Origin of the sequence: Hyphobacterium sp. SN044, assembly GCF_021864465.1 — a bacterium.
In the GTDB taxonomy this organism is placed as follows: Bacteria; Pseudomonadota; Alphaproteobacteria; order Caulobacterales; family Maricaulaceae; genus Hyphobacterium.
On sequence record NZ_JAKKUV010000004.1, the window covers coordinates 22,092 to 42,382 of the forward strand.

The window sequence follows — 20,291 nt, forward strand, 5'->3', positions numbered from 1 at the left end:
AGACTGAACCAACCGGCCCGGAAGCGGATTCCGGGCCGGCTTGGTTTCTCGAGGTCAGTTCCGGCGCTTTCCCGCGGTCGGCAGGAAGGCAGGGACCTCGCGCCGGTAACGCCGGTATCGGTCGCCGAATTCGCCGATCAGGTCGGCTTCCTCGAAATGCGTGGCGACGAGTATGTAGGCCATTGCTGACAGGCCGAAGACGGCGTGCCCGACGGTCAGATGCGGGGTCAGCCACGGCGTGAGCATCCAGCCGAGACTGATCGGGTGGCGCACCAGCGCATAGAGATAGCGCGCGGTGAATGACGCGCCCGGCGGGGGCGTTTCGCGGATCCGGCGCCAGGCCTGAGCCAGGCCGAAGAAGCTGAAATGCCCGAAATGGAAGGTGGCGAGGAACATCATCGCCCAGACCGACAGGTAGGCGGCAATGATCGCGGCGACGGCCCAGCCGGTCTCGACCTGCCAGATCGTGATCGGGATGGGCTGCCAGAAGCCCACGAGGATCATGGTCATGCCCGCTGTCATGTAGAGATAGGTGGCGCGTTCAAGATGCGCAGGGACGAAACGCGTCCACCAGGCCTTGAAGGCGGTGCGCGCCGTGACCGAGTGATGCAGGCCGAACGCGGCGACGAGAAGGGCATCGATGAGAATGGCCTGCCAGAGACTGGCTTCCAAATCTCCGGACGCGATGGTCTTCGGGAGGCCCCAGGCCGTCCCGAAATCGGCAAGGAAGGCCACGATATAGGCGATGTTCGCCAGGCCGAGCACATAGGCGATCCCGGCATAGAGCAGGGTGAAGGTCTTTTTCATGGGTGAGGTCCGGTACGGGCCGCCGGGGCAGCCCCCCTCGCTGAGGAGAGGGGCGACAGGCGGGGTGTTTCAGGGAAGGGTCAGGCGCGGGCGACGAACCAGACATTCATCGGGTCGTGCGGCAGCACATGCCGCTTCACGTCCTTGAACCCGGCCTTGCCGAGCATGGTCTGGGCGGTTTCCCAGCCCCACATCGTGCCCAGACCAAGTCCGCCCTGGCCGAGCGATACCGGCATGCAATGCATGCAGGAGATGGCATAGAGCAGGGCGGCCATCGGGAAATCGGTGTTGTTCTCCAGCCGAGCCGAGCCGCCGATGTCCTGCATCAGGTAGAGGCCTCCGGGACGCAGCGCGCCGTGAAGGCTCTCGATCAGGGCCTGGGGATCCTTCTGGTCGTGGACCGCGTCGAAGCTGGTGATGAAGTCGAACCGGTTCTTCTCGTCGTAGCCGGTGAGGTCGCGGGTCTCGAAGCGCAGGTTCGTCAGGCCCGCCGCGCGCGCGGCGTCGGTGGCGTGCGCAATCGCATCCTCGCACAGGTCATAGCCAGCGAAGCGGCTGTTCGGGAAACGCTGCGCCAGGGCGAGCAGCGCCGTGCCGCGCGCGCAGCCTGCGTCGAGCACGTCGATGCCGGTTTCAAGGCGTTCCCCGATCCCGTCCGCCAGCGGCAGGATGGTATCGAACAATTGTGCGGTCACGGTCTGGCCGCTGTCCTCGGCCATGAAATCGTGGAAGTGCGGATAGTCGCCATAGGCCAGACCTTCGCCGGTCTCGAAGCGTTCGAGCAGGGCGTCCTGCATCTGTCCGATCATGGCCACGGCCTGGGCGTAGACGGCGAGATTGCCGAGCGGGGCCTCGCGCGTCAGGCAGGCGGCATGTTCGGCAGGCAGGGCATAGGTCTGGCCGTCGGGGTCGTAGGTCACGATTCCGCCCATCACCATGACGGCGAGCCATTCGCGGACATAGCGTTCGCTGAGCGCGGCCCGGCCGGCGATGGCGTCGCTTGTCGCGGGCGGCAGGTTACCCAGCACGTCGAACAGGCCGAGCCGGTGACCGAGCGACATCATCGACGCCACGGCGCCGGCATTGAGAATCTCGCCGATCGTATCGGCGAAGGCTTCGGCCCGGTTCATGTCGAACGGGACGATTTCGGGATTGGGGGACATGGGTCCGCCTCCTTTCAGCGTTTCGGGGAGGCGTGGGCTTAGGCGACCGGGCAAAGACGCATAAGAGGGGGATTTGACAAAAACGGGGCTTTTGTGCCAATTGCCCCGCATGCGTGCATCTGTGGACACCGCTCCCCTGAGAGTCAGCCTGCTGACTTTGCCGGAGACGACTTCGGCCACGATCTACGGTTTGCACGAAGTCCTGATGTCCGTCGGGAATGCGTGGCGGGACGCCACCGGCGAGGACATTCCCGTGCGCGGGATGGAGGTGCACATCGTCTCCCGGGACGGCGCGAGCTTCGTCTCGCCCACGGGGGTCACGATCACGCCCAATGCCGCCCTGGCGGACGCGCCCGATCCCGATGTCGTTATCGTTACCGACCTGGCGTTGTCGCCGGACTGCCGGCTCGACGGTCGATGGTCTGAGGAAGCGGCCTGGCTGCGCGCGCGCCACGAGGCCGGCGTGATCGTGTGTTCGGTCTGTACGGGTTCGCTGTTTCTCGCCGAGGCTGGCCTGCTCGACGGACTGGAAGCCACGAGCCACTGGAGCGTGACGCGGCTCTTTGCCGAGCGTTATCCGCACGTGAAGCTGTGTCCGGAACGGATTCTCTGCCCCGCGGGTCCGGAGCACCGCATCATCACGGGCGGTGGCCCCGGTGCCTGGAGCGAACTCGCCCTTTACCTGATCGCGCGCTTCTCGGAGCCGGCGGAAGCCGTGCGTGTGGCGAAAATCTTTCTGCTCGGCGACCGGAGCGAGGGACAGCTGCCATTCGCCGTACTCGGCCGGACCTCCCGTCACGAAGACGGCACGATCGCCCGGTGCCAGGAATGGCTGGCCGACCACTACTCGCAGAGCAATCCTGTCGCGGCCATGTCGGCGCTGTCGGGTCTGCCGGAGCGGACGTTCAAGCGCCGCTTCCGCGCCGCCACGGGCTACACCCCGATCGACTATGTGCAGGCGCTCCGCATCGAAGAGGCCAAGCATGTGCTGGAAACCACCGACGAGGCGACCGACGGTGTCGCGCATCAGGTCGGTTATGACGACCCCAGCTATTTCCGCCGCCTGTTCAAGCGCATGACCGGTGTGACCCCGGCACGCTACCGGCAGCGCTACCGCTCCGTCGGGCTCGCCGCAGAAGCGTTCGGCGCCCCCGCATGACGCGCGAAGGGAGTGGCGGACCGGCCGTGACGCGCTATCTTCACGGCCGGTTCCGCGACTCTTTGGGGGGAGTTCATGCGCCGTCTTCTGGTTTCCGCCGCCTGCCTGCTCGCCGCTGCGTGCGGCCCGCGCAACGCCGCACCGCCCGAACCCGTTGCCGATCCGGCCACCACGGCCGAAATCGCCCAGGGCCGGGTGACCGGTTTCGTCTCGCCGGAAGGGGCGCATGCCTGGCGCGCCATTCCCTATGCCGCACCGCCGGTCGGCGATCTGCGCTGGCGCGCGCCGCGCCCGGCCGCCAGCTGGTCCGGCAATCGGGAGGCGCTGACCCATGCCGAGCGCTGTCCGCAAATCACCAATTCGCTCGACGAGGGGCGCGGGGTCGAAGCCGGGCTGCGCGTCGGGTCGGAAGACTGTCTCTATCTCGACGTCTATGCGCCGCCGGGTGCGGTCGACCTGCCGGTCATGGTGTGGATCCATGGCGGGGCGAACGTCTGGGGCTCGACCGAGAGCTATGACGGTTCGCAGCTGGCGATCGACCAGAATGTCGTCGTCATCATGGTGCAATACCGCCTGGGGCCCCTCGGCTGGTTTTCGCACCCGGCGCTGCGTGAAGGCGCGCAACTACCGGAAGACGCGGCCGCCGATTTCGCGATTCTCGACCTGATCGAGGCGCTGCGCTGGACGCGCGCGAACGCCGCGGCTTTCGGCGGTGATCCGGAGCGGGTGACGATTTTCGGGGAAAGCGCGGGCGGTCACAACGTCGCCGCCTTGCTGGCCTCTCCCCTGGCAGAAGGCCTGTTCGACCGGGCGATCATCCAGTCCGGTTCGGTTGCGTCCTACCCGGTCGCTGAGGCCGAGGGGCGCAGCGGCGAGGCCGCCAATCCGTCGCTGGCGATCGCCGAACGACTGGCCGGCGGCGACGCCAGCGCCGACGATCTGCGCGGCGTCGATCTCGATACGCTGTTCGCGGCCTACGAGACGGGTGGCGGCTTCCGCCTGACCATGCCGACCATGATCGCGGACGGGGTCGTGCTGCCGGAAGACGGGCTGCGCTCGGCCTTCGCGTCGGAAGAGACGTTCAACGCCGTGCCGGTGATCACGGGGACGAACCGGGACGAGATGAAGCTGTTCAACGCGCTCGATCCGCGCCTGGCGAGCCGCACGTTCGGCGTGTTCTACCGGCCGCGCGACCGCAGCTTCTACGATGCGCTATCGGACTATCAGTCGCGGGTCTGGATGGTCGGCGCGGTCGACGATGTCGCGACGCTGATGCGCGAGGGCGGGCACGAGGACGTCTGGGCCTATCGCTTCGACTGGGACGAGGGCGGCAGCAATCTCTTCATCGACACCGGCTTCATGCTGGGTGCCGCGCACGCCATGGAGATTCCCTTCGTGTTCAACCGGTTCGAGATGTTCGGCCGGCTCGACCGCTTCCTGTTCAACGACCGCAATGCGGACAGCCGCGAGGCGCTGGCCCGCACCATGGGCCAGCACTGGGGCAATTTCGCTGCGGCGGGTGATCCGGGAGCCGACTGGCCGCGCTGGGGGGCGCGGGGCAACCGTATGCGGTTCGACACGCCGGCCGATGGCGGTCCGGAAGTGGTGCGCGGCGCGGAGACGATGGCGAGCATCGCGGAGCGTCTGGAGACCGACCAGCGCCTGACGCCTGAGGAACGTTGCCGGGTCGCCGCATCGCTGGGCGACCGCTATTTCGGCGAAAGCGATGGCATCGCCGGCATGATCGGCTGCGGGTAGGGGTTTCGAGTGTAAGGCTGCGCCTTCACCCCACCCCGCTCCTGTCTTGCTGGCGCAAGCCACTCGCGTCCCTCCCCTTCAAGGGGAGGGGAAAGCACCTGGCCTTCCCCCTTGGTGGGAAGGCCTACTTCAATCCTCGCCCAGCGAATACGGTCCCGCGCCGCGTCTCCACGGGTCGATGTCGAGCTTGCGGCCCATGGGCGGGAAGGCCCGGTGGGCACACGGGCTGCGCTCGCACATGCGGCAGGACAGGCCGATCAGAAGGGGCGGCCGGCCGGCGAGCGCGTCGGCATAGACGACCGCTTCGGCATGGCTCCATTCGCACCCCACGGCGACGGCCTGCAGCACGGGCGGCTCGCCGGGCGCGCCGGGCCGGGTGACGGCCTTCACCACCGAGACATATCGTGTGCCGTCCGGCAGTTCGAAACCATGGGGGATCAGGCCTTCGGGCGAGCGGAAGGCCTCGTGCAGCGCCCATTTCGGGCAGGATCCGCCCGACCGGGCAAAGGCCAGCACGCCGCCGCCATAGCGTTTCGAGACATTCCCGGCGGGATCGACCCGGACCATGAAGAAGGGCACGCCCTCCGCGCCCGGACGCTGCAACGTCGTCAGGCGGTGGCAGACCGCCTCGTATCCGGCCTCGAATCGGCGTTGCAGTTTCGCGATGTCATGGCGCAGGTCGAGCGCAGCCCTGGCAAAGGCGGCATAAGGCATGAGGAGGGCGCTGGCGAAATAGTTGGCGAGCGCGATGCGGTAGAGGGTGCGGGCTTCCTTCGCGGCGAAGCCCGGCTGGTCGGCGAGACGGTCGATCAGCTCGCCCTGCTCCAGCAGGGCCAGGCTGGCGGCCATGTGGAAGGCGCGCGATTCGATCGGCATGACTTCCGACAGCATCAGGCGCCTCGCGTGGAAATCGAGCCGGCGGCGCGCCCCGCCCATCACCGCCTCCTCGAAGACGCGCACGACAATGCCATGGGCTTCCTGAAGCCGCGCCTCGAGCGTCTGCGCGCGGCGGCGCACGTCGAGCTTCAGTTCGCTGGCGAGGGCTTCGGCGGCGTCTTCGAGTTCGGGGAAGTGATTGCGGCGCGCGTCGAGCGCATCGCGCACGCTTTCCGCGACGCCGGAGGCCGGCAGGCCGTCTGACATGCGCGACATCATCTCCTGCGCTGCGCCGGATTGCTGGCGATAGGCCTGGTGCAGCTGGGTCAGCGCCTCGGCCGCGCGGGGCTGGGTCTCGGCCAGCTCGGTCAGTTCGACCCGGTCGAGGCCGATCGGCGACAGCACCGGGTCGGCGGCGGCATCCTCCAGGTCGGCGAGCAGCTGGCGGTCGGTGCCTTCCGCGAAGCTTTTCATGTCGAGGTCGAACACCTCGGCGAGGGAGAGGAGGACGCGCGCGGTGACCGGGCGCTGGTTGCGCTCCAGCAGGTTGAGATAGCTCGCCGACAGGCCGAGCGCTTCGGCGGCTTCGGCCTGGGTCAGGCCTTTTTCGCGCCGCAGGCGCCTCAGGCGCGCGCCGGCAAAGATCTTTTCGAGGGGTCTGGTCTCGTCCGCCATCATTCGCCGATCGGTAAATAATTTACAGAATTACATCCACACAATTGTGATAAGTATACAGGCTTTCCGCTTTATATGGCAAGTGTTCTGGACCTTCCGGAGCCGATCCCTTTCTGTGCCGTCAACGGATTTACACGAAGGGGGCTGATATGTCCGAGTTTTCCAAACTGATCCCGGGTGCGGTCGATGGCCGCTTCGACGGCATCGAACGCAACTACACCGCCGACGAGGTCCTGCGGCTGCGCGGCAGCGTGCATATCGAGAACACGCTGGCCGAACGCGGCGCGGTGAAGCTGTGGGAACTCCTGCAGACCGAGCCGTATGTGAACGCGCTGGGCGCGCTGTCGGGCAATCAGGCGATGCAGATGGTCCGCGCGGGCCTGAAAGCCATCTACCTCTCGGGCTGGCAGGTGGCGGCCGACGCCAATGTCGCCGGCGCGATGTATCCCGACCAGTCGCTCTACCCGGCCAATTCCGCGCCGGAGCTGTGCCGCAAGATCAACCGCACGCTTCAGCGCGCCGACCAGATCGAAGCGGCGGAAGGCAAGGTCAGCCGTGACTGGTTTGCCCCGATCGTTGCCGACGCGGAAGCCGGTTTCGGCGGTCCGCTCAACTGCTACGAGATCATGCGCGCCTTCATCGAGGCGGGCGCTTCGGGCGTCCATTTCGAGGACCAGGTCGCGGCGGAAAAGAAGTGCGGCCATCTCGGCGGCAAGGTCCTGATCCCGACCAAGGCGCATGTGCGCAACCTCAACGCCGCGCGCCTCGCCGCGGACGTGATGGGTGTGCCGACCATCCTGGTGGCCCGCACCGATGCGGAATCCGCGACGCTGATCAATTCCGACATCGACGAGCGCGACCACGAATTCATCGACTATGACGCGGGCCGGACCAGCGAGGGCTTCTACCGGCTGAAGTCCGGCATGGGCGTCGACCACTGCATCAAGCGCGGCCTTGCCTATGCGAAGATCGCCGACCTTCTGTGGTGGGAAACCTCGAAGCCGAATCTGGACGAGGCCAAGCGCTTCGCCGAGGCGATCCAGAAGGAATTCCCCGGCAAGATGATGGCGTACAATTGCTCGCCGTCCTTCAACTGGGAAGCCAATCTCGACAAGGCGACGATCGAGACCTACCAGCGCGAACTGGGCGCGATGGGCTATAAGTTCCAGTTCGTGACCCTGGCCGGCTTCCACCAGCTCAATCACGGCATGTTCCAGCTGGCGAGCGGCTATCGCGACCGCGGCATGGGGGCCTATTCCGAGCTGCAGCAGGCCGAATTCGCCTCGGAGAAGGACGGCTACACCGCCACGCGCCACCAGCGCGAGGTCGGCACCGGTTACTTCGACCTGGTGAACCAGACGCTGTCGGGCGGCGAAGCCTCGACGACCGCGATGGCGCACTCGACCGAAACCGACCAGTTCAAGACGGAAGCAGCCTGAGCCGATAGCGGCAGGGAAGGAGAGGGCGATGACCCATATCTCACCGAATGGCGTGGAAATCCTCGGCAAGCTCGAGCCGGGTTACCGGGCGATTCTCGCGCCCCACGCCCTCGCCTTCCTGGCCGGTATTCACCGGCGCTTCAACAGCCGCCGCCTGGCGCTGCTGGAGGAGCGCAAGGAGCGGCAGGCCCGGCTCGATGCCGGGGAGATGCCGGACTTTCCCAAGGACACGGCCGATATCCGCGCTTCGGACTGGACGGTGCGCGCGGCGCCGGCCGATCTGCGCGACCGCCGGGTGGAGATCACCGGGCCGGTCGACCGCAAGATGGTCGTCAACGCGCTCAATTCCGGGGCCCGCTGCTTCATGGCGGACTTCGAGGACGCAACCAGCCCGGTCTGGACCAATCTGGTCGACGGGCAGATCAATCTGCGTGACGCGATCCGCCGCACGATCGACTTCACCGACGAGACGTCGGGCAAGCGCTACAAGGTGTCGTCCGACGCCGCGACGCTGATCGTGCGGCCTCGCGGCTGGCACATGGAAGAGCGCCATGTGCGCATCAATGGCGAGGCGATGTCGGCCTCGCTGTTCGATTTCGGCCTCTATCTTTACCACAATCACGATGCGCTGCGGACGATCGGGACCGGCCCGTATTTCTACCTGCCGAAGATGGAATCGGCGCGCGAGGCGCGGCTCTGGGCACTGGTCTTCCAGCATGCCGAGGAGATGCTCGGCCTCGACCGCGGCACGATCCGCGCGACGGTGCTGATCGAGACGCTGCCGGCGGTGTTCGAGCTCGACGAGATTCTCTACGAGCTGCGTGACTATTGCGTCGGGCTCAATTGCGGCCGCTGGGATTATATCTTCAGCTATATCAAGCGGTTGCAGAAACAGTCCGACCGCATCCTGCCGGACCGCTCGCAGGTCACGATGACCGTGCCCTTCATGCGCAACTATTCGCGCCGGGTCATCGCGGTGTGTCACCGCCGCGGCGCCCATGCGATGGGCGGCATGGCGGCCTTCATCCCGGTGAAGGGCGACGAGAAGGCCAATGCCGAGGCGTTCGAGAAGGTCCGCGCCGACAAGCTGCGCGAAGCCACGGACGGCCATGACGGCACCTGGGTGGCGCACCCGGACCTCGTCCCGGTCGCGAAGGCGGTGTTCGACGAGGTGATGAACGGGCCGAACCAGCTCGACAAGCGCCTGGCTGTCACCGGCTCAGCGGCGCAGCTGATCGAGGTGCCGGAGGGCACGATTACCGAGGCGGGCGCGCGCGACAACGCCGAGGTCGCCATCCGCTATGTCGCGGCCTGGCTGGCCGGGCGCGGCGCGGCGCCGATCAACAATCTGATGGAAGATGCCGCGACCGCGGAGATCGCCCGCGCCCAGCTGTGGCAGTGGAAGACGCATGGCGCGGTGACCGAAGAGGGCACCAAGCTCGACGCGGCCTGGATGAAGGATGCCATCGCCAGGGCCGAAAAGGACATACTCGCCGACGACACCTGGCGTCTGTCGGGTCCGAACGAGGTGAAAGCGGCGACCGGCCTCGTCCTGGATCTCGTCCTGTCGGACGACTTCGCCGAATTCCTGACCGGGCCGGGCTATGACCGGATGACGGAAGACCTCCAGGTCTCGATGCGGTTGACGGAGTTTGATTAGGGCCGGCTCTCCCTTCTCCCCTTTTTGAAGGGGAGAAGGTGCCCGAAAGGGCGGATGAGGGGTTCTGCTCCGTAATTGAAGACTGCGTGCGCCCCCTCACCCGGCGCTTGCCCCGCCTTCGCGGGGCCAGGCGCGGCACCCTCTCCCCCTAAGAGGGGGCGAGGGGAAGGGCGGCGGTTCAGCATCCCAACCATACCGGTTTTTCTTTACCCGTTCCGCGCGGCTGATAACTTCCCGTGACAAGCGAGCCGGAAAACCGGCCGGATACGGGGAGAGACGGTATGGCCGATGCGGCGAAACCGGCGGCTGTGCCGCCGGCCACGGATAGCGGTGCCTACCGCGCCTACGTTCTGGGCGGCCTGTTCGTCGTCTACACGTTCAACTTCATCGACCGTCAGATCGTCTCGGTCCTGCAGGAGCCGATCCGCGCGCATTTCGACCTGGCCGACTGGCAACTCGGACTGCTGACCGGCCCGGCCTTCGCGGTGCTCTATGCCGTGCTCGGCCTGCCGATCGCCATGCTCGCCGATCGCTGGCACCGGGTGAACATCATCGCGATCGCGCTGGCCGTCTGGAGCGCGTTCACGGCCCTGTTCGGGCTGGCGGGCAGCTTCATGACGCTGCTCCTCATGCGCGTCGGCGTCGGGATCGGCGAGGCGGGCGGATCGCCGCCCTCGCACTCGCTGATCTCCGACTATTTCCCGCCGAACAAGCGGGCCGGAGCGATGAGTGTCTATTCGCTGGGAATTCCGATCGGGTCCGTTCTGGGCATTCTGTTCGGCGGGATCGGCTATCACGCCGTCGCGACCTGGTATGCGGAGAATGGCGTGCCGGGGTGGCTGGACGCCATCGGAGCGACCGAACCCTGGCGCGTCGCCTTCCTGCTGGTCGGCATACCGGGAATTCTGCTGGCGCTGGTCGTGAAGTTCACGATCCGCGAACCCCAGCGCGGCCGGCAGGACACGCCGCCGGCCGTGGAAACCGCCGCGACCCCTGCGGCGGCGAAGACCGACAAGTCGAAAGCGCTGAGCCGGACGCTGAGCGTCCTGTTCTCCAAGCCGGGCTTCTGGCTGATCGCGCTCGGCGCGGCGATCGCCTCGCTGGTCGGATACGGGCTCTTCCCGTGGGTACTCAGCTATTTCGTGCGGATCTACGCGGTCGACCTGCCACTGTCTGAAGCGGTCGCACGCGCTGCGGTTCCCTACGCCTTCGTCGTCGGCGGCGGCGGATTCGTCGGCACACTCCTCGGCGGCTGGCTGACCGACAAGTTCGGAACGAAATGGCTCGGCGCCTATCTTGCCATTCCGGCGATTGCCCTCGTGATCTCCTATCCGCTGCACTTCGTCGCGCTCTCCCTGCCGGTCGGGGCCGCAGCGTTCGCGGTTCTGGCGGTCGGCAGTGCGCTGTTGTCGGTCTGGTACGGCCCGGTGTGGGCGACAGTGCAGAATCTCGTGCCGCCGGACATGCGGGCGATGTCGTCCGCGGTTCTGCTCTTCGTGATCAACATCATAGGTCTCGGGATCGGGCCGTTCGCGACCGGCGCCCTCTCTGACTTTTTCCGGGAATCCTACGGCGCGGACGCGCTGCGAATCGCCATACTCGTGATCGCGCTACTGGTGCTGCCCGCGGCGGCGCTGTTCTATGCCGCTTCGCGCCGCCTTTCGAAGGACTGGGAGGCCGCGCGCTGATCCGCAGGGGGATGACGCGTGAGCCATACCGATGCCTTCTTCACCAGCCGCGACGGGCTGAAGATCAGCTATCGCGATTACGCACCGGCGGGCGGCGAAACGGGCCTGCCGGTCCTGTGTCTGCATGGGCTGACGCGCAATCTGAAGGATTTCGACGACTTCGCGCCCCGGGTCGCGGCCACCGGGCGTCGGGTGATCGCCGCGTCGCAGCGCGGCCGCGGCGATTCGCAGTGGGATAGCCAGACCGAGCGCTATCATCCCGGCGTCTATGCCCAGGACATGCTGGACCTGCTCGACCACCTGTCGCTGCCGCGCGCGGTATTTGCGGGCACGTCGATGGGCGGGCTGATGACCATGGTGTCCGCCATGATGGCGCCGCAACGGATCGCGGCCGCGATCATCAATGATGTCGGGCCGGAGCTGGCCCCGGAAGGGATCGAGCGGATCCGCTCCTATGTCGGCAAGTCGGGCGATCACGACGACTGGACGAGCGCCGCGGAACGCGCGCGCGAGGTCAATGGACACGCCTTCCCGAAGGAGACCGGCGAGGCGTTCTGGCTGACCTTTGCCAAACGCACCCACCGTGTGCTCGACACCGGCAAGATCCGGTCGGACTACGATCCGGCGATCGCCTCGGCGGTGTCAAAGGGCGGTCAGGCGGCGGCCGATCTCTGGCCGGTCTGGGCGGCGATGGTGCCGATTCCGACCCTGCTGGTGCGCGGCGGCATCTCCGACCTGTTGTCGCGGGAGACGACGGCGAAGATGCAGGCGGTGAAACCCGATCTGGAAATCGTCGAGGTCCCGGATGTCGGCCACGCCCCCTTCATGACCGAACCGGCGGCCTGGGCGGCGATCGAAATCTTCCTTCAAAAGGTCGACTGACAGGCGAAGACTTCGCCCGTCAGGGTAGATCGATTTTCCGGATTCGCGTCAGGGGAGAAAAATTTACTTTTCCCTTCGGAGAATCTTAAGAGCGCGTTAAGCTTTACATTCCGAGACCAAGCTTCAGGGGGGGTTACCCATGCTCCGACGTACCTATCTGGCTGGAATCGCTAGTGCCGTTCTGCTTCCCGCGGGTTTCGCGGCAGCCGACGACATGGCGTGGTTCCCGTCCGAACCGCCAACCAGTGCAGCGCCGGGCGAGTGCTATGCGCGCGTCCGCGTTGAAGCCGAATATCGTCCCTACACCGAGACGATCGTCACCGGCGACACCTACGAAACCTACAACGTCCGTCCGGCGGAGCTGGGCTATGACGTTCGCGAATTCATCAGCCGCGAAGCCGGCATGCGCTACATCGTGCACGAGCCGGTCTATGACGTGATCACCGAGCAGGTGATGGTGCGTCCGTCCTATGTCGAGTACCGGGTGATCCCGGCGGTGCACGAGGAAGTCACCGAGCGGATCATGGTGCGCGAACCGCGCATGGTCTGGCAGCGCGGCCGCGTGCCGGGTGCCCAGATGACCCGTTTCGATCCGGAAACCGGCGAAATCTGGTGTCTCGTTGAAGAGGCGGGCGAATACCGCACCGTCACCCGCAACGTGCTGGTCACCCCGGCCCGTGTCGAGGAAGTCCAGGTCGACGCCCAGTATGCGACCATCCAGCGCGAAGTGCTGATCCAGGAAGCCCGCGTCGAGGAAATCCCGATCCCGGCCGAATACGACCAGGTCGAGATCCAGACGCTGGTTCGCGCCGCGTCGGTCGATTCGCAGACCGTCACCGGCCGCACCGAATCGGTCACCCGCTACGAGCTGGTCGCCGAAGAGCGTTATGAGTGGCGTCTGATGGATTGCGACGAAATGGAACTGCCGGGCTATGTCCCGCCGGCCTCCATGCGTCAGGATCCGCCCGCCATGTCCTACCAGTACCAGGGCGGCGGCGACTATCAGGAGCCGCAATATGACGAGACCGAAACGCCGGTCGCGTCGCTTGCGTCCAGCCGGATCACCCAACGCGGTGGCCCGCGCATCATTCAGGCTGCTGCGCGCCAATAGGCCCGCCAGCGACTGAGTGAGAGGGGAAAAGCGCCCCGCACCGGAAACGGTGCGGGGCGTTCTCTTTTCAAGGACAGATTTGTGCCGGGCTAGCGCGCCGGACCGTCGGCCGAGGTGCGGATCCGGACCCGTGCGGTCGCGGTGCGGCCCTGATCGTCCACGGCGGCGATGGTGTAGAAGCCGCGCTGGGGCGGCAGCCAGACCGGATCGCCCGCGCCATTCAGTGCCGCCGGTGTACCGTCCACAAACCAGCTGAGCCGGCCCGCGCCGCGTCCCGCGAGGACGAGCGGGCGGCCTTCCTCATTGGCCCAGACTTCCGACCCGTCGGGCGGAAAGACGATTTCCGGCGGCAGGCTGTCGCCGAAGCGGCGCAGCGGCGCAGGCGGAGCGTGGACGTCCGGCGTCTCGGCGCGGCCCCAACCGGTATCGGTCTCCGGGGCGTAGCGGCGCGCACGGTCGAACACGTCGAACAGGATGGGCAGCGCGCCTTCCCGGCCGGTCACGCCTGGGCGCGGTGTGCCGTCCGGCCGGCCGACCCAGACGACGACGGTGAAGCCATCGCCCGTTCCGGCGGCCCAGGCATCGCGGAAGCCCCAGGACGTGCCGGTCTTGAAGGCAATGCGCGGGGCACCGCGCGACAGCTCGGCCGGCATGCGGCCTCCCGGATGCGGGGCGCGGCGCAGGATGGAGACGATCTCGTCGGCGGTCTCCGGCGTCATCAGCGCCTGGGCCGGGGCGTCAGCGTCGACATCGGAGCGGTCCTCAAGCCAGCTTAGCGGCCGGGCCGAGCCGCCATCGCCGAGCGCGGCATAGAGGGTCGCGACCTCGCGCACGGTCAGGCCGACACCGCCGAGTGCGATGGCGAGACCCGCCTCGTCCTCGCCGGAATCGGCGATGCGCCCATGTGCGCCCGCGAAGTCGAGCGAGGCGGCAAAGCGGCGGGCGCCGACGGCGTCGAGCGCCAGCACGGCGGGCACGTTGAGCGAATGCTGCAGCGCTTCGGCAACGGTCACATCACCGCGGAAGGTGCGGTCAAAATTCTCCGGCTGGTAGGCGCTGAAGGCGCGCGGCACGTCGGCCATGCGTGTTCCGGCGGCGGCGAAACCGTCGTCGAAAGCCAGCGCGTAGATGAAGGGTTTCAGTGTCGAGCCCGGCGAGCGGGCGCGGTCGGTCAGGTCGATCCAGCCGCCCTGACGGCCCCGGCTGGCTGAGCCGACGGCGGCGCGCACGGCGCGGCTCTCGGTCTCGACCACGAGGATGGCGACCTGAACGTCGGTCCCGGCTTCCTCGGCCTCGGCGCGGGCGAGGGCTTCAAGCTCGGCCTGCAACCCGCCATCGATCGAGGTGCGGATCTCGGTGACGCCCGGGGCGCGGCGGCGCGCCTCTTCGGCGGCATGCCAGGCCTCGGCCGGGAAGTCGGCACGCGACGGCAACGGCTCGCTAGCGGCTTCCTCCGCACGCGTTTCGGTCAGCAAATCCGCTTCGGCCAGCCGGGTCAGGATGGCCGCGCGGCTGGTCCGCGCATGCTCTGGCCGCAGGTCCGGGCGGCGGACTTCGGGGGATTGCGGCAGGGCGATCAGGAGGGCGATCTGCTCGGCGGTGAGGCGTTCCGGCTCGCGGCCGAAATACGCCCAGCTGGCCGCGCGGATGCCTTCCAGATTGCCGCCATAGGGCGTCAGCGACAGGTAAAGCTCGAGGATCTCGTCCTTGGTGAGGCGGCGCTCGAGCTGAAGCGCGCGCCAGCTTTCCACGACCTTGGAGCCGAGATTGCGCGGCCGTGGCTCGAGCAGGCGGGCGGTCTGCATGGTCAGGGTGGACGCGCCGGACACGACGCGGCCCGCTCGTGCGGACGTGAAGGTGGCGCGGACCACCGCCAGCGGATCGACCCCGGCATGATCGTAGAATCGCTGGTCCTCGACCTCGATCAGCGCGGCGATGAAGGCCGGGTCGATCCGGTCGATATCGGCGGCGAGCCGCCAGCGCCCGTCCTCGACCGGAAAGACGCGCAGCGCGCGGCCGCCCGAATCGGTCACGACGACGGACATCTCCGTTCCCCGCCCCATGTCCGGGGGCAGGGCGCGGTCGAGGACAAGGAGGCACGCCGCCATCGCGAGGATGGCGGCGTGAACCCCGATGACCCAGACCGGCAGCCGCATAGTCAGTCGGCGCGCGGACGGATGGTCACGCGGCCGGCCTCGGAGCGGGCGAAGACGTCTGTGCGGTACATGTCCTCGGCATTGGCGCCGGGGATGACGTAGTCGCCGGGCGTCACCGCGCGGACGATGTAGGCGAGGCGGTAGCTGCGTCGCTCATACACATCCACAGCGGCGACGAAACGGTCGTCGCGGGCCTCGGCAATATCCGGCGTCGTCAGATCGCCGAGGAAGCCGTATGGCCCGTTCGAACCGGCATCGTCCGGCGACAGCACGGCCTCGATCTCGAAACCGGCGGGCAGCAGATCGGCGATGACGGCCGGAACGCGGCGCTCTTCCATCCCCGTCAACGTCAGGAGAACGACGAAGCGGTCGCCCTGGGTGACGTTGGCGAGATCGGCCGGCTGACCGGTTGTGGTGAGGACGGACTTGCCGATCCGCAGCCGTTCGGAGACGGCGGGCGGGGCGTCGACCGGCGCACCGCGCGCGATCTGGGTCATCCAGACCATGCCGCCCGTCTCATTGGTGAAGACCGGGCGGGCTTCGACCTGCTCGGCGTCCAGACGGAAGGAGCGGCCGGCGGTGACGGTGTCGGCCTCGCCTTCGACCGTCACGCTGACTTCTGTCGTGTCTCCCGCGAGTGCCCGGGCGGCGAGGAGGAGGAAGGCCTTCTCCTGCGTCGTCAGGCGGTCGGGTTCGGGCAGGTCGGCCGCGACGCGCTCGGTCAGCGCCGCGACGACGTCCTCGTTTCCGGCTTCCGCCGCGAGCGCCAGCACACCGGCAATGTCGCGCCGGGGTGTCTGATACCAGTCACCGGCATTGTTGTAGCCGAGCGCATCCATCGCGGCCTGGAAGGCGCTGCGCGAACGGGCCTCGTCGCCGATCATCGCCAGACCGGCCCCGAGATGGGCGCGGGCGAGCGGGCTGGCGATATCGGTCAGAAGCCGGTCGTGCATGTAGCGCAGCTGGGCGCGGTCGACCCGGCCCGCACGGGCGAGGACGTAAAGCGCATAGGCGGCGCTGCGGTGGTTGAGGCGTTCCTGGGTGTCGTACTGCCAGGGTCCGCGCTGGACCTGTGTCTCGTAGCCGGAAGCCCGCCACAGTTCGAGGCGGGAGACGCCATCGAGCACGGTGTAGGCGCGGTCGAGCGCCGCGTCCGGCACGGCATAGCCCTGCTCGCGGGCGCGGGCGATGAAGTCGACCGCATAGGCGCCGAGCCAGGGGTTGGCATTGCGGTCGCCCATGCGCCATTGGCCGATCGCCCCGTCCGCGCTCTGGCGGTTCAGGATCGTCTCGACCGCATCGGCGACGCGGCGGCGGATCTCGTCGTCGGTCTCGACACCCGCAAGCGCTGCCATCTGGTCGGCATAGAGCAGCGGCAGCGCGCGGGAGACCTGCTGTTCGGTGCAACCATAGGGGTAGCGTGACAGCGAGTCATAAAGCGCCGCGGCATCCATCGGGATGGCCGAGAAGCTGACCTGAACGGTCCCGGAGCCCGGCGTAAAGCCGTCGATCACGCGCGGATCGGGCGTGTAGTTCTCGCCTTCGGCGATCCGCGTGCGTTCGATCCGGCTGACCGGAAGGAAGGCGGAGCGGATCTCGATCGGGTAGCTGCGCTGGACCGAGAAGCCGGGTCCGGCGACGGTAATGCCGACCGCGGTCACGCCCGTCTCACCGGCTTCGATGGTCACGCCGGCGTCCTGACGTTCCCCGGAGGCCAGCTGAAGCTGAAGCTCCGGATCGGGCACGGTCAGACCGGAACCGGCATCGACGGTGACGGTATAGGTCCCGGCCTCGCCCTCGACATTGTCGAGCGTGGCGGTGGCCACCGCCGTATCATCCGGCGCGAGGAAGCGCGGCAGGATCAGTTCGGCGGGAACCTCGTCGCGCACGGTCAGCGGCTGGCTGGCCTCGCCGACGCCGGACGGGGTCCAGGCCACGGCCATCAGGCGCAATTCGCCGTTGAAGTCCGGAATGTCGAGCTCGATCTCGGCCTCGCCATTGGTGAAACGGACCGGCCCCTGGAACAGGGCGACGGTGCGCGTCGGCACGACGGTCAGGCCGGCACCGCCGATCTGGTCGCCGCCGGAGCGGACTTCTGCTGCCGCGCCCTGATTGGGGTCGAGCAGGCGGCCGTAATCGTCATACATGTCGACGGCCAGGCGCTTGCGGCCGAAGAAATGCTCCACCGGATCGGGTGACTGGAAGCGGGTGAGAAGCAGGATGCCCTCGTCGACCGCCGCCAGGGTGACATAGGCCTCTCTTGTGTTGCCCTCGGCCTCGATCGTGACGGTCAGCGGCTGTCGCGGGCGTACGATTTCCGGCGTGTCGAGTGACAGATCCAGCGTGCGGTCGCCCATGTCGACCGGGATGTAGCTGACCCCGACGGCGCGGCGCGGACGCGGCTGGGCCACCGGATCGCGCGGCGTGTAGACCGACACCATCACGTACGCACCGGCGCCCCAGTCCTCGGTGACAGGCAGCGAGATGCGGGCGCCTTCCTGCGGCACTTCGACGGTGCGCGATTCCAGCACGCGGTCGGTAGCCACGACAACTTCGGCGATGCCGGCATAGGGGGCGAGAATGGTCAGTTCGGCCGACCGGCCGACCTGCACGCCGTCCTCCGGCGTGGCGATGCGGACGCGGTCCGGGGCCTCGACGCCGTCGACCGGCTGCGAGCCCCAGCCAACCCAGAAGCCGTCGCTGGATTCCACGCCGGTCAGCGGATCGGTGACGATCAGCTGATAGCTGCCCCAGTCGAGTGCCGGGGTGGTGATCGTGCCGCCGTCGGGACCGATCTGCTGCACGCCGTCCTCGATGGTGACGACATTGCGGGTCCGCCGCCAGCGCCACGGGCCATTGTCTTCGCGGTACCAGTCATAGCGGTAGTCGATCCGGATCAGGCGCCATTCGACCGCGGTCGAGACCGCATTGCCCAACGGGTCGAGGGCGACGATGCCGAAGCTCGCCGTCTGGTCGCGCTCCGAGCGGTAGTCGAATTGCGGATCGATGCCGAGATAGCGCTGGCGCGGGCGATAGGGGATGCGCACATCGTCGGCGACCGGGCGGCCGCCGGGTTCGAGCGCGCGCACAACGGCGCGCAGGCGCAGCGGACGCGAGGCATCGGCGGCTTCGCCATTGGGGTTGATCACGAGCGTCGCCTGACCTGCGCCATCGGCGATGGTGTCGGGCAGGTCGAAGGTGGTTTCGCGGAAATCCTCGTCATGGCGGCCGAAGCTGTAATCTGCCCAGGCTGGGAAGGGGTTGTATTCCGCTTCGATGCGGACCTCGCCCTCGACCGGAAGACCGGCCCCCGGCGCGCCGTAGAGGAAGCGGACATCGGCCTCGATCGCGCGGGTTTCACCCGCCAGAACCGGGGTGTCGTCGTCGGTTTCGAGCTCGAGCGCGATGCGTTGCGGCACGAAATCCTCGACCGAGAAACTGACCCGGCCGACCACGCCCAGGCCGTCGACTTCCAGCGCCATGCGCCAGATGCCGCGCGCGGCGGCGCGGGGCACGTCGAAGTCGAACTGGACTGCGCCGGCTTCCGGTGCGTTCTCGAAGCGGAAGCGCTGATTCTCGATGCCATTGGGGGCGTAGACCACGACCGAGCCGGCCCGGTCAGTGATCGCCATCGCTTCGCGGTCGCGGATGAGGCCGGTCAGGTGGACGGTCTCGCCCGGGCGGTAGATGCCGCGGTCGAGATAGAGATAGGCGTCGGCGCCTTCGGGCGCGTCGCGTCCGCCGACGGCGTCCTCGCTCAGATCGACCGGCGAACGGTCGAGGTCGAGGACGGCGAAATCGCCCTCAGGGCCATAGGCGAAGACCATGCGCGGCGCGGTGTCGCCCGTGCCGTTGACGATCGGGCCGTCGAAGCTGACGCGGCCGTCATTGTTGGTCGTCTGGCTGGCCAGGATCTCGTTCGAGCGGGCGACCAGGTCGATGCGGATATCGTCCTGCGGGCGCGCCGACTGCAGCGACCGGACGGTGACGTCGATTCCGTCCGTGCCGGTATAGCTGGTGAGGGCCAGGTCGGTGATGACGAACCAGCGCGTGGCGCGCGCGGGCTGGCGCTCGTCCTCGTCGACGCCGGCATCGGTGACGCGGATGAAATAGGCGCCGGGGCGCAGTTCACCGATCGTGTCGGTCAGCGGCATGACGGTGACGTTCGGCGCGTTGATCTCGCCGCCCGTGTCCATCTCGCCTTCCCAGATCAGGCGCGAAACGCCGCTGGGATCTTCCTCGCCATAGAGCCATTCATACTCGCCCTCGCCGGCCGTGTAGCCCTGCGAGATCGAGCGGAAGGCGAGCGCGCGGTCGGTGATCTGGAAGATGGTGATCTCGACGCTGTCGACATTCACCGTCTCGATCGGAATGCCGTCGGCCTCGATGCGCGGCAGGATCACGCCGCCGCCGGCAAAGCCGACATAGGCGGGGCGGTCGCCGAATTCGAGCGTGGTGGTCTGGTCATAGCCGAGCTCGCGGCCGTCGGCGGCCGGCAGGCCTTCGCGCAGGGTGACATCGTAGGAGGTGCCGAAATCAACCCCGCCGAGGCAGAGTGTCTGGCCGCTGACGGACAGGGCGAGCGGCGTGTCCGGATCGATGCGGACATAGGGCGCGTAGTCGGTTTCCGGGTCGAGCGGGCCGGAGAAGACCAGGCAGAGGCTGGGGGAGGCGTCTTCGACATTCACCCGGTAGCGCAGGTATTCGAACCGGGTGGAGACTTCGGTTTCGGCGCGGGGCGCATCGGCGGCCCGGTCCTGCAGGAGGGCGGTGTTGCCGCTCGTCGTTTCGCCCCCGTTGCCGCGATCACCGCAGGCTGTGACGAGAAGCGCGAGCGCTGCCATGGCGAAGGCCGCGGCGCGTGAAATCCGGTGTGTCATGAAATTCCTCCCTGTCCGCCGCCGACATTACACGACC

12 protein-coding genes are annotated in these 20,291 nt (G+C 67.6%); 7 read left to right on the top strand and 5 right to left on the bottom strand.

Annotation, left to right across the window (positions count from 1 at the left end):
• Positions 1-54 precede the first annotated feature (54 nt).
• Both L5876_RS06790 and L5876_RS06795 read right to left on the bottom strand, forming a co-directional pair.
• Complete coding sequence (locus tag L5876_RS06790) at positions 55-807, bottom strand: isoprenylcysteine carboxylmethyltransferase family protein (RefSeq protein ID WP_236955395.1); 753 nt, start codon at positions 805-807, stop codon at positions 55-57.
• Between the two features lie 80 nt (positions 808-887).
• A complete protein-coding gene (locus L5876_RS06795; protein WP_236955396.1) occupies positions 888-1,970 on the bottom strand; it encodes a methyltransferase domain-containing protein in 1,083 nt (360 codons plus the stop codon).
• A gap of 121 nt (positions 1,971-2,091) precedes the next feature.
• Here L5876_RS06795 and L5876_RS06800 point away from each other — a divergent pair, with 121 nt between their 5' ends.
• Positions 2,092-3,129: a helix-turn-helix domain-containing protein gene (locus L5876_RS06800; RefSeq protein WP_236955397.1), complete on the top strand. Its 1,038-nt coding sequence runs from the start codon at positions 2,092-2,094 to the stop codon at positions 3,127-3,129.
• 75 nt (positions 3,130-3,204) lie between these two features.
• Positions 3,205-4,887: a carboxylesterase/lipase family protein gene (locus L5876_RS06805; RefSeq protein WP_236955398.1), complete on the top strand. Its 1,683-nt coding sequence runs from the start codon at positions 3,205-3,207 to the stop codon at positions 4,885-4,887.
• A gap of 129 nt (positions 4,888-5,016) precedes the next feature.
• Here the strand turns inward: L5876_RS06805 and L5876_RS06810 are convergent, their stop codons facing one another.
• Positions 5,017-6,441 carry a short-chain fatty acyl-CoA regulator family protein gene (locus L5876_RS06810; protein WP_236955399.1) on the bottom strand — a complete coding sequence of 475 codons (1,425 nt, stop codon included), beginning with the start codon at positions 6,439-6,441 and terminating at the stop codon, positions 5,017-5,019.
• A 146-nt stretch (positions 6,442-6,587) separates the two neighbouring features.
• Here L5876_RS06810 and aceA point away from each other — a divergent pair, with 146 nt between their 5' ends.
• From aceA to L5876_RS06835, 5 genes are all read left to right on the top strand, one after another.
• The gene (gene aceA, locus L5876_RS06815; protein WP_236955400.1) at positions 6,588-7,877 is read left to right on the top strand and encodes an isocitrate lyase; all 1,290 of its coding nucleotides are present in this window, start codon (positions 6,588-6,590) and stop codon (positions 7,875-7,877) included.
• A gap of 28 nt (positions 7,878-7,905) precedes the next feature.
• Positions 7,906-9,537, top strand: coding sequence for a malate synthase A (aceB, locus tag L5876_RS06820; RefSeq protein WP_236955401.1), 1,632 nt, complete (start codon positions 7,906-7,908; stop codon positions 9,535-9,537).
• Positions 9,538-9,818: 281 nt separating this feature from the next.
• Positions 9,819-11,225 (top strand): MFS transporter, encoded by a 1,407-nt coding sequence (locus L5876_RS06825; protein WP_236955403.1) that lies wholly within the window; start codon positions 9,819-9,821, stop codon positions 11,223-11,225.
• Between the two features lie 18 nt (positions 11,226-11,243).
• Positions 11,244-12,107, top strand: a complete 864-nt coding sequence (locus L5876_RS06830; protein ID WP_236955405.1) for an alpha/beta fold hydrolase — start codon at positions 11,244-11,246, stop codon at positions 12,105-12,107.
• 139 nt (positions 12,108-12,246) lie between these two features.
• Entirely contained in the window at positions 12,247-13,218 is a 972-nt protein-coding gene (locus tag L5876_RS06835) for a hypothetical protein (protein WP_236955407.1), read from the top strand.
• An 89-nt stretch (positions 13,219-13,307) separates the two neighbouring features.
• Here L5876_RS06835 and pbpC read toward each other — a convergent pair whose 3' ends face one another.
• The gene (gene pbpC / locus L5876_RS06840) at positions 13,308-15,374 is read right to left on the bottom strand and encodes a penicillin-binding protein 1C (protein ID WP_236955408.1); all 2,067 of its coding nucleotides are present in this window, start codon (positions 15,372-15,374) and stop codon (positions 13,308-13,310) included.
• A gap of 2 nt (positions 15,375-15,376) precedes the next feature.
• Positions 15,377-20,254: an alpha-2-macroglobulin gene (locus tag L5876_RS06845; protein ID WP_236955409.1), complete on the bottom strand. Its 4,878-nt coding sequence runs from the start codon at positions 20,252-20,254 to the stop codon at positions 15,377-15,379.
• Positions 20,255-20,291: the final 37 nt, after the last annotated feature.

Excerpts from the sequence above, each read along its gene's own strand:
- L5876_RS06835 (WP_236955407.1), top strand. The coding sequence starts at position 12,247 with ATGCTCCGACGTACCTATCTGGCTGGAATCGCTAGTGCCGTTCTGCTT.
- L5876_RS06810 (WP_236955399.1), bottom strand. The coding sequence starts at position 6,441 with ATGATGGCGGACGAGACCAGACCCCTCGAAAAGATCTTTGCCGGCGCG.
- L5876_RS06790 (WP_236955395.1), bottom strand. The coding sequence starts at position 807 with ATGAAAAAGACCTTCACCCTGCTCTATGCCGGGATCGCCTATGTGCTC.
- L5876_RS06825 (WP_236955403.1), top strand. The coding sequence starts at position 9,819 with ATGGCCGATGCGGCGAAACCGGCGGCTGTGCCGCCGGCCACGGATAGC.
- pbpC (WP_236955408.1), bottom strand. The coding sequence starts at position 15,374 with ATGCGGCTGCCGGTCTGGGTCATCGGGGTTCACGCCGCCATCCTCGCG.
- aceB (WP_236955401.1), top strand. The coding sequence starts at position 7,906 with ATGACCCATATCTCACCGAATGGCGTGGAAATCCTCGGCAAGCTCGAG.
- L5876_RS06845 (WP_236955409.1), bottom strand. The coding sequence starts at position 20,254 with ATGACACACCGGATTTCACGCGCCGCGGCCTTCGCCATGGCAGCGCTC.
- L5876_RS06805 (WP_236955398.1), top strand. The coding sequence starts at position 3,205 with ATGCGCCGTCTTCTGGTTTCCGCCGCCTGCCTGCTCGCCGCTGCGTGC.
- aceA (WP_236955400.1), top strand. The coding sequence starts at position 6,588 with ATGTCCGAGTTTTCCAAACTGATCCCGGGTGCGGTCGATGGCCGCTTC.
- L5876_RS06795 (WP_236955396.1), bottom strand. The coding sequence starts at position 1,970 with ATGTCCCCCAATCCCGAAATCGTCCCGTTCGACATGAACCGGGCCGAA.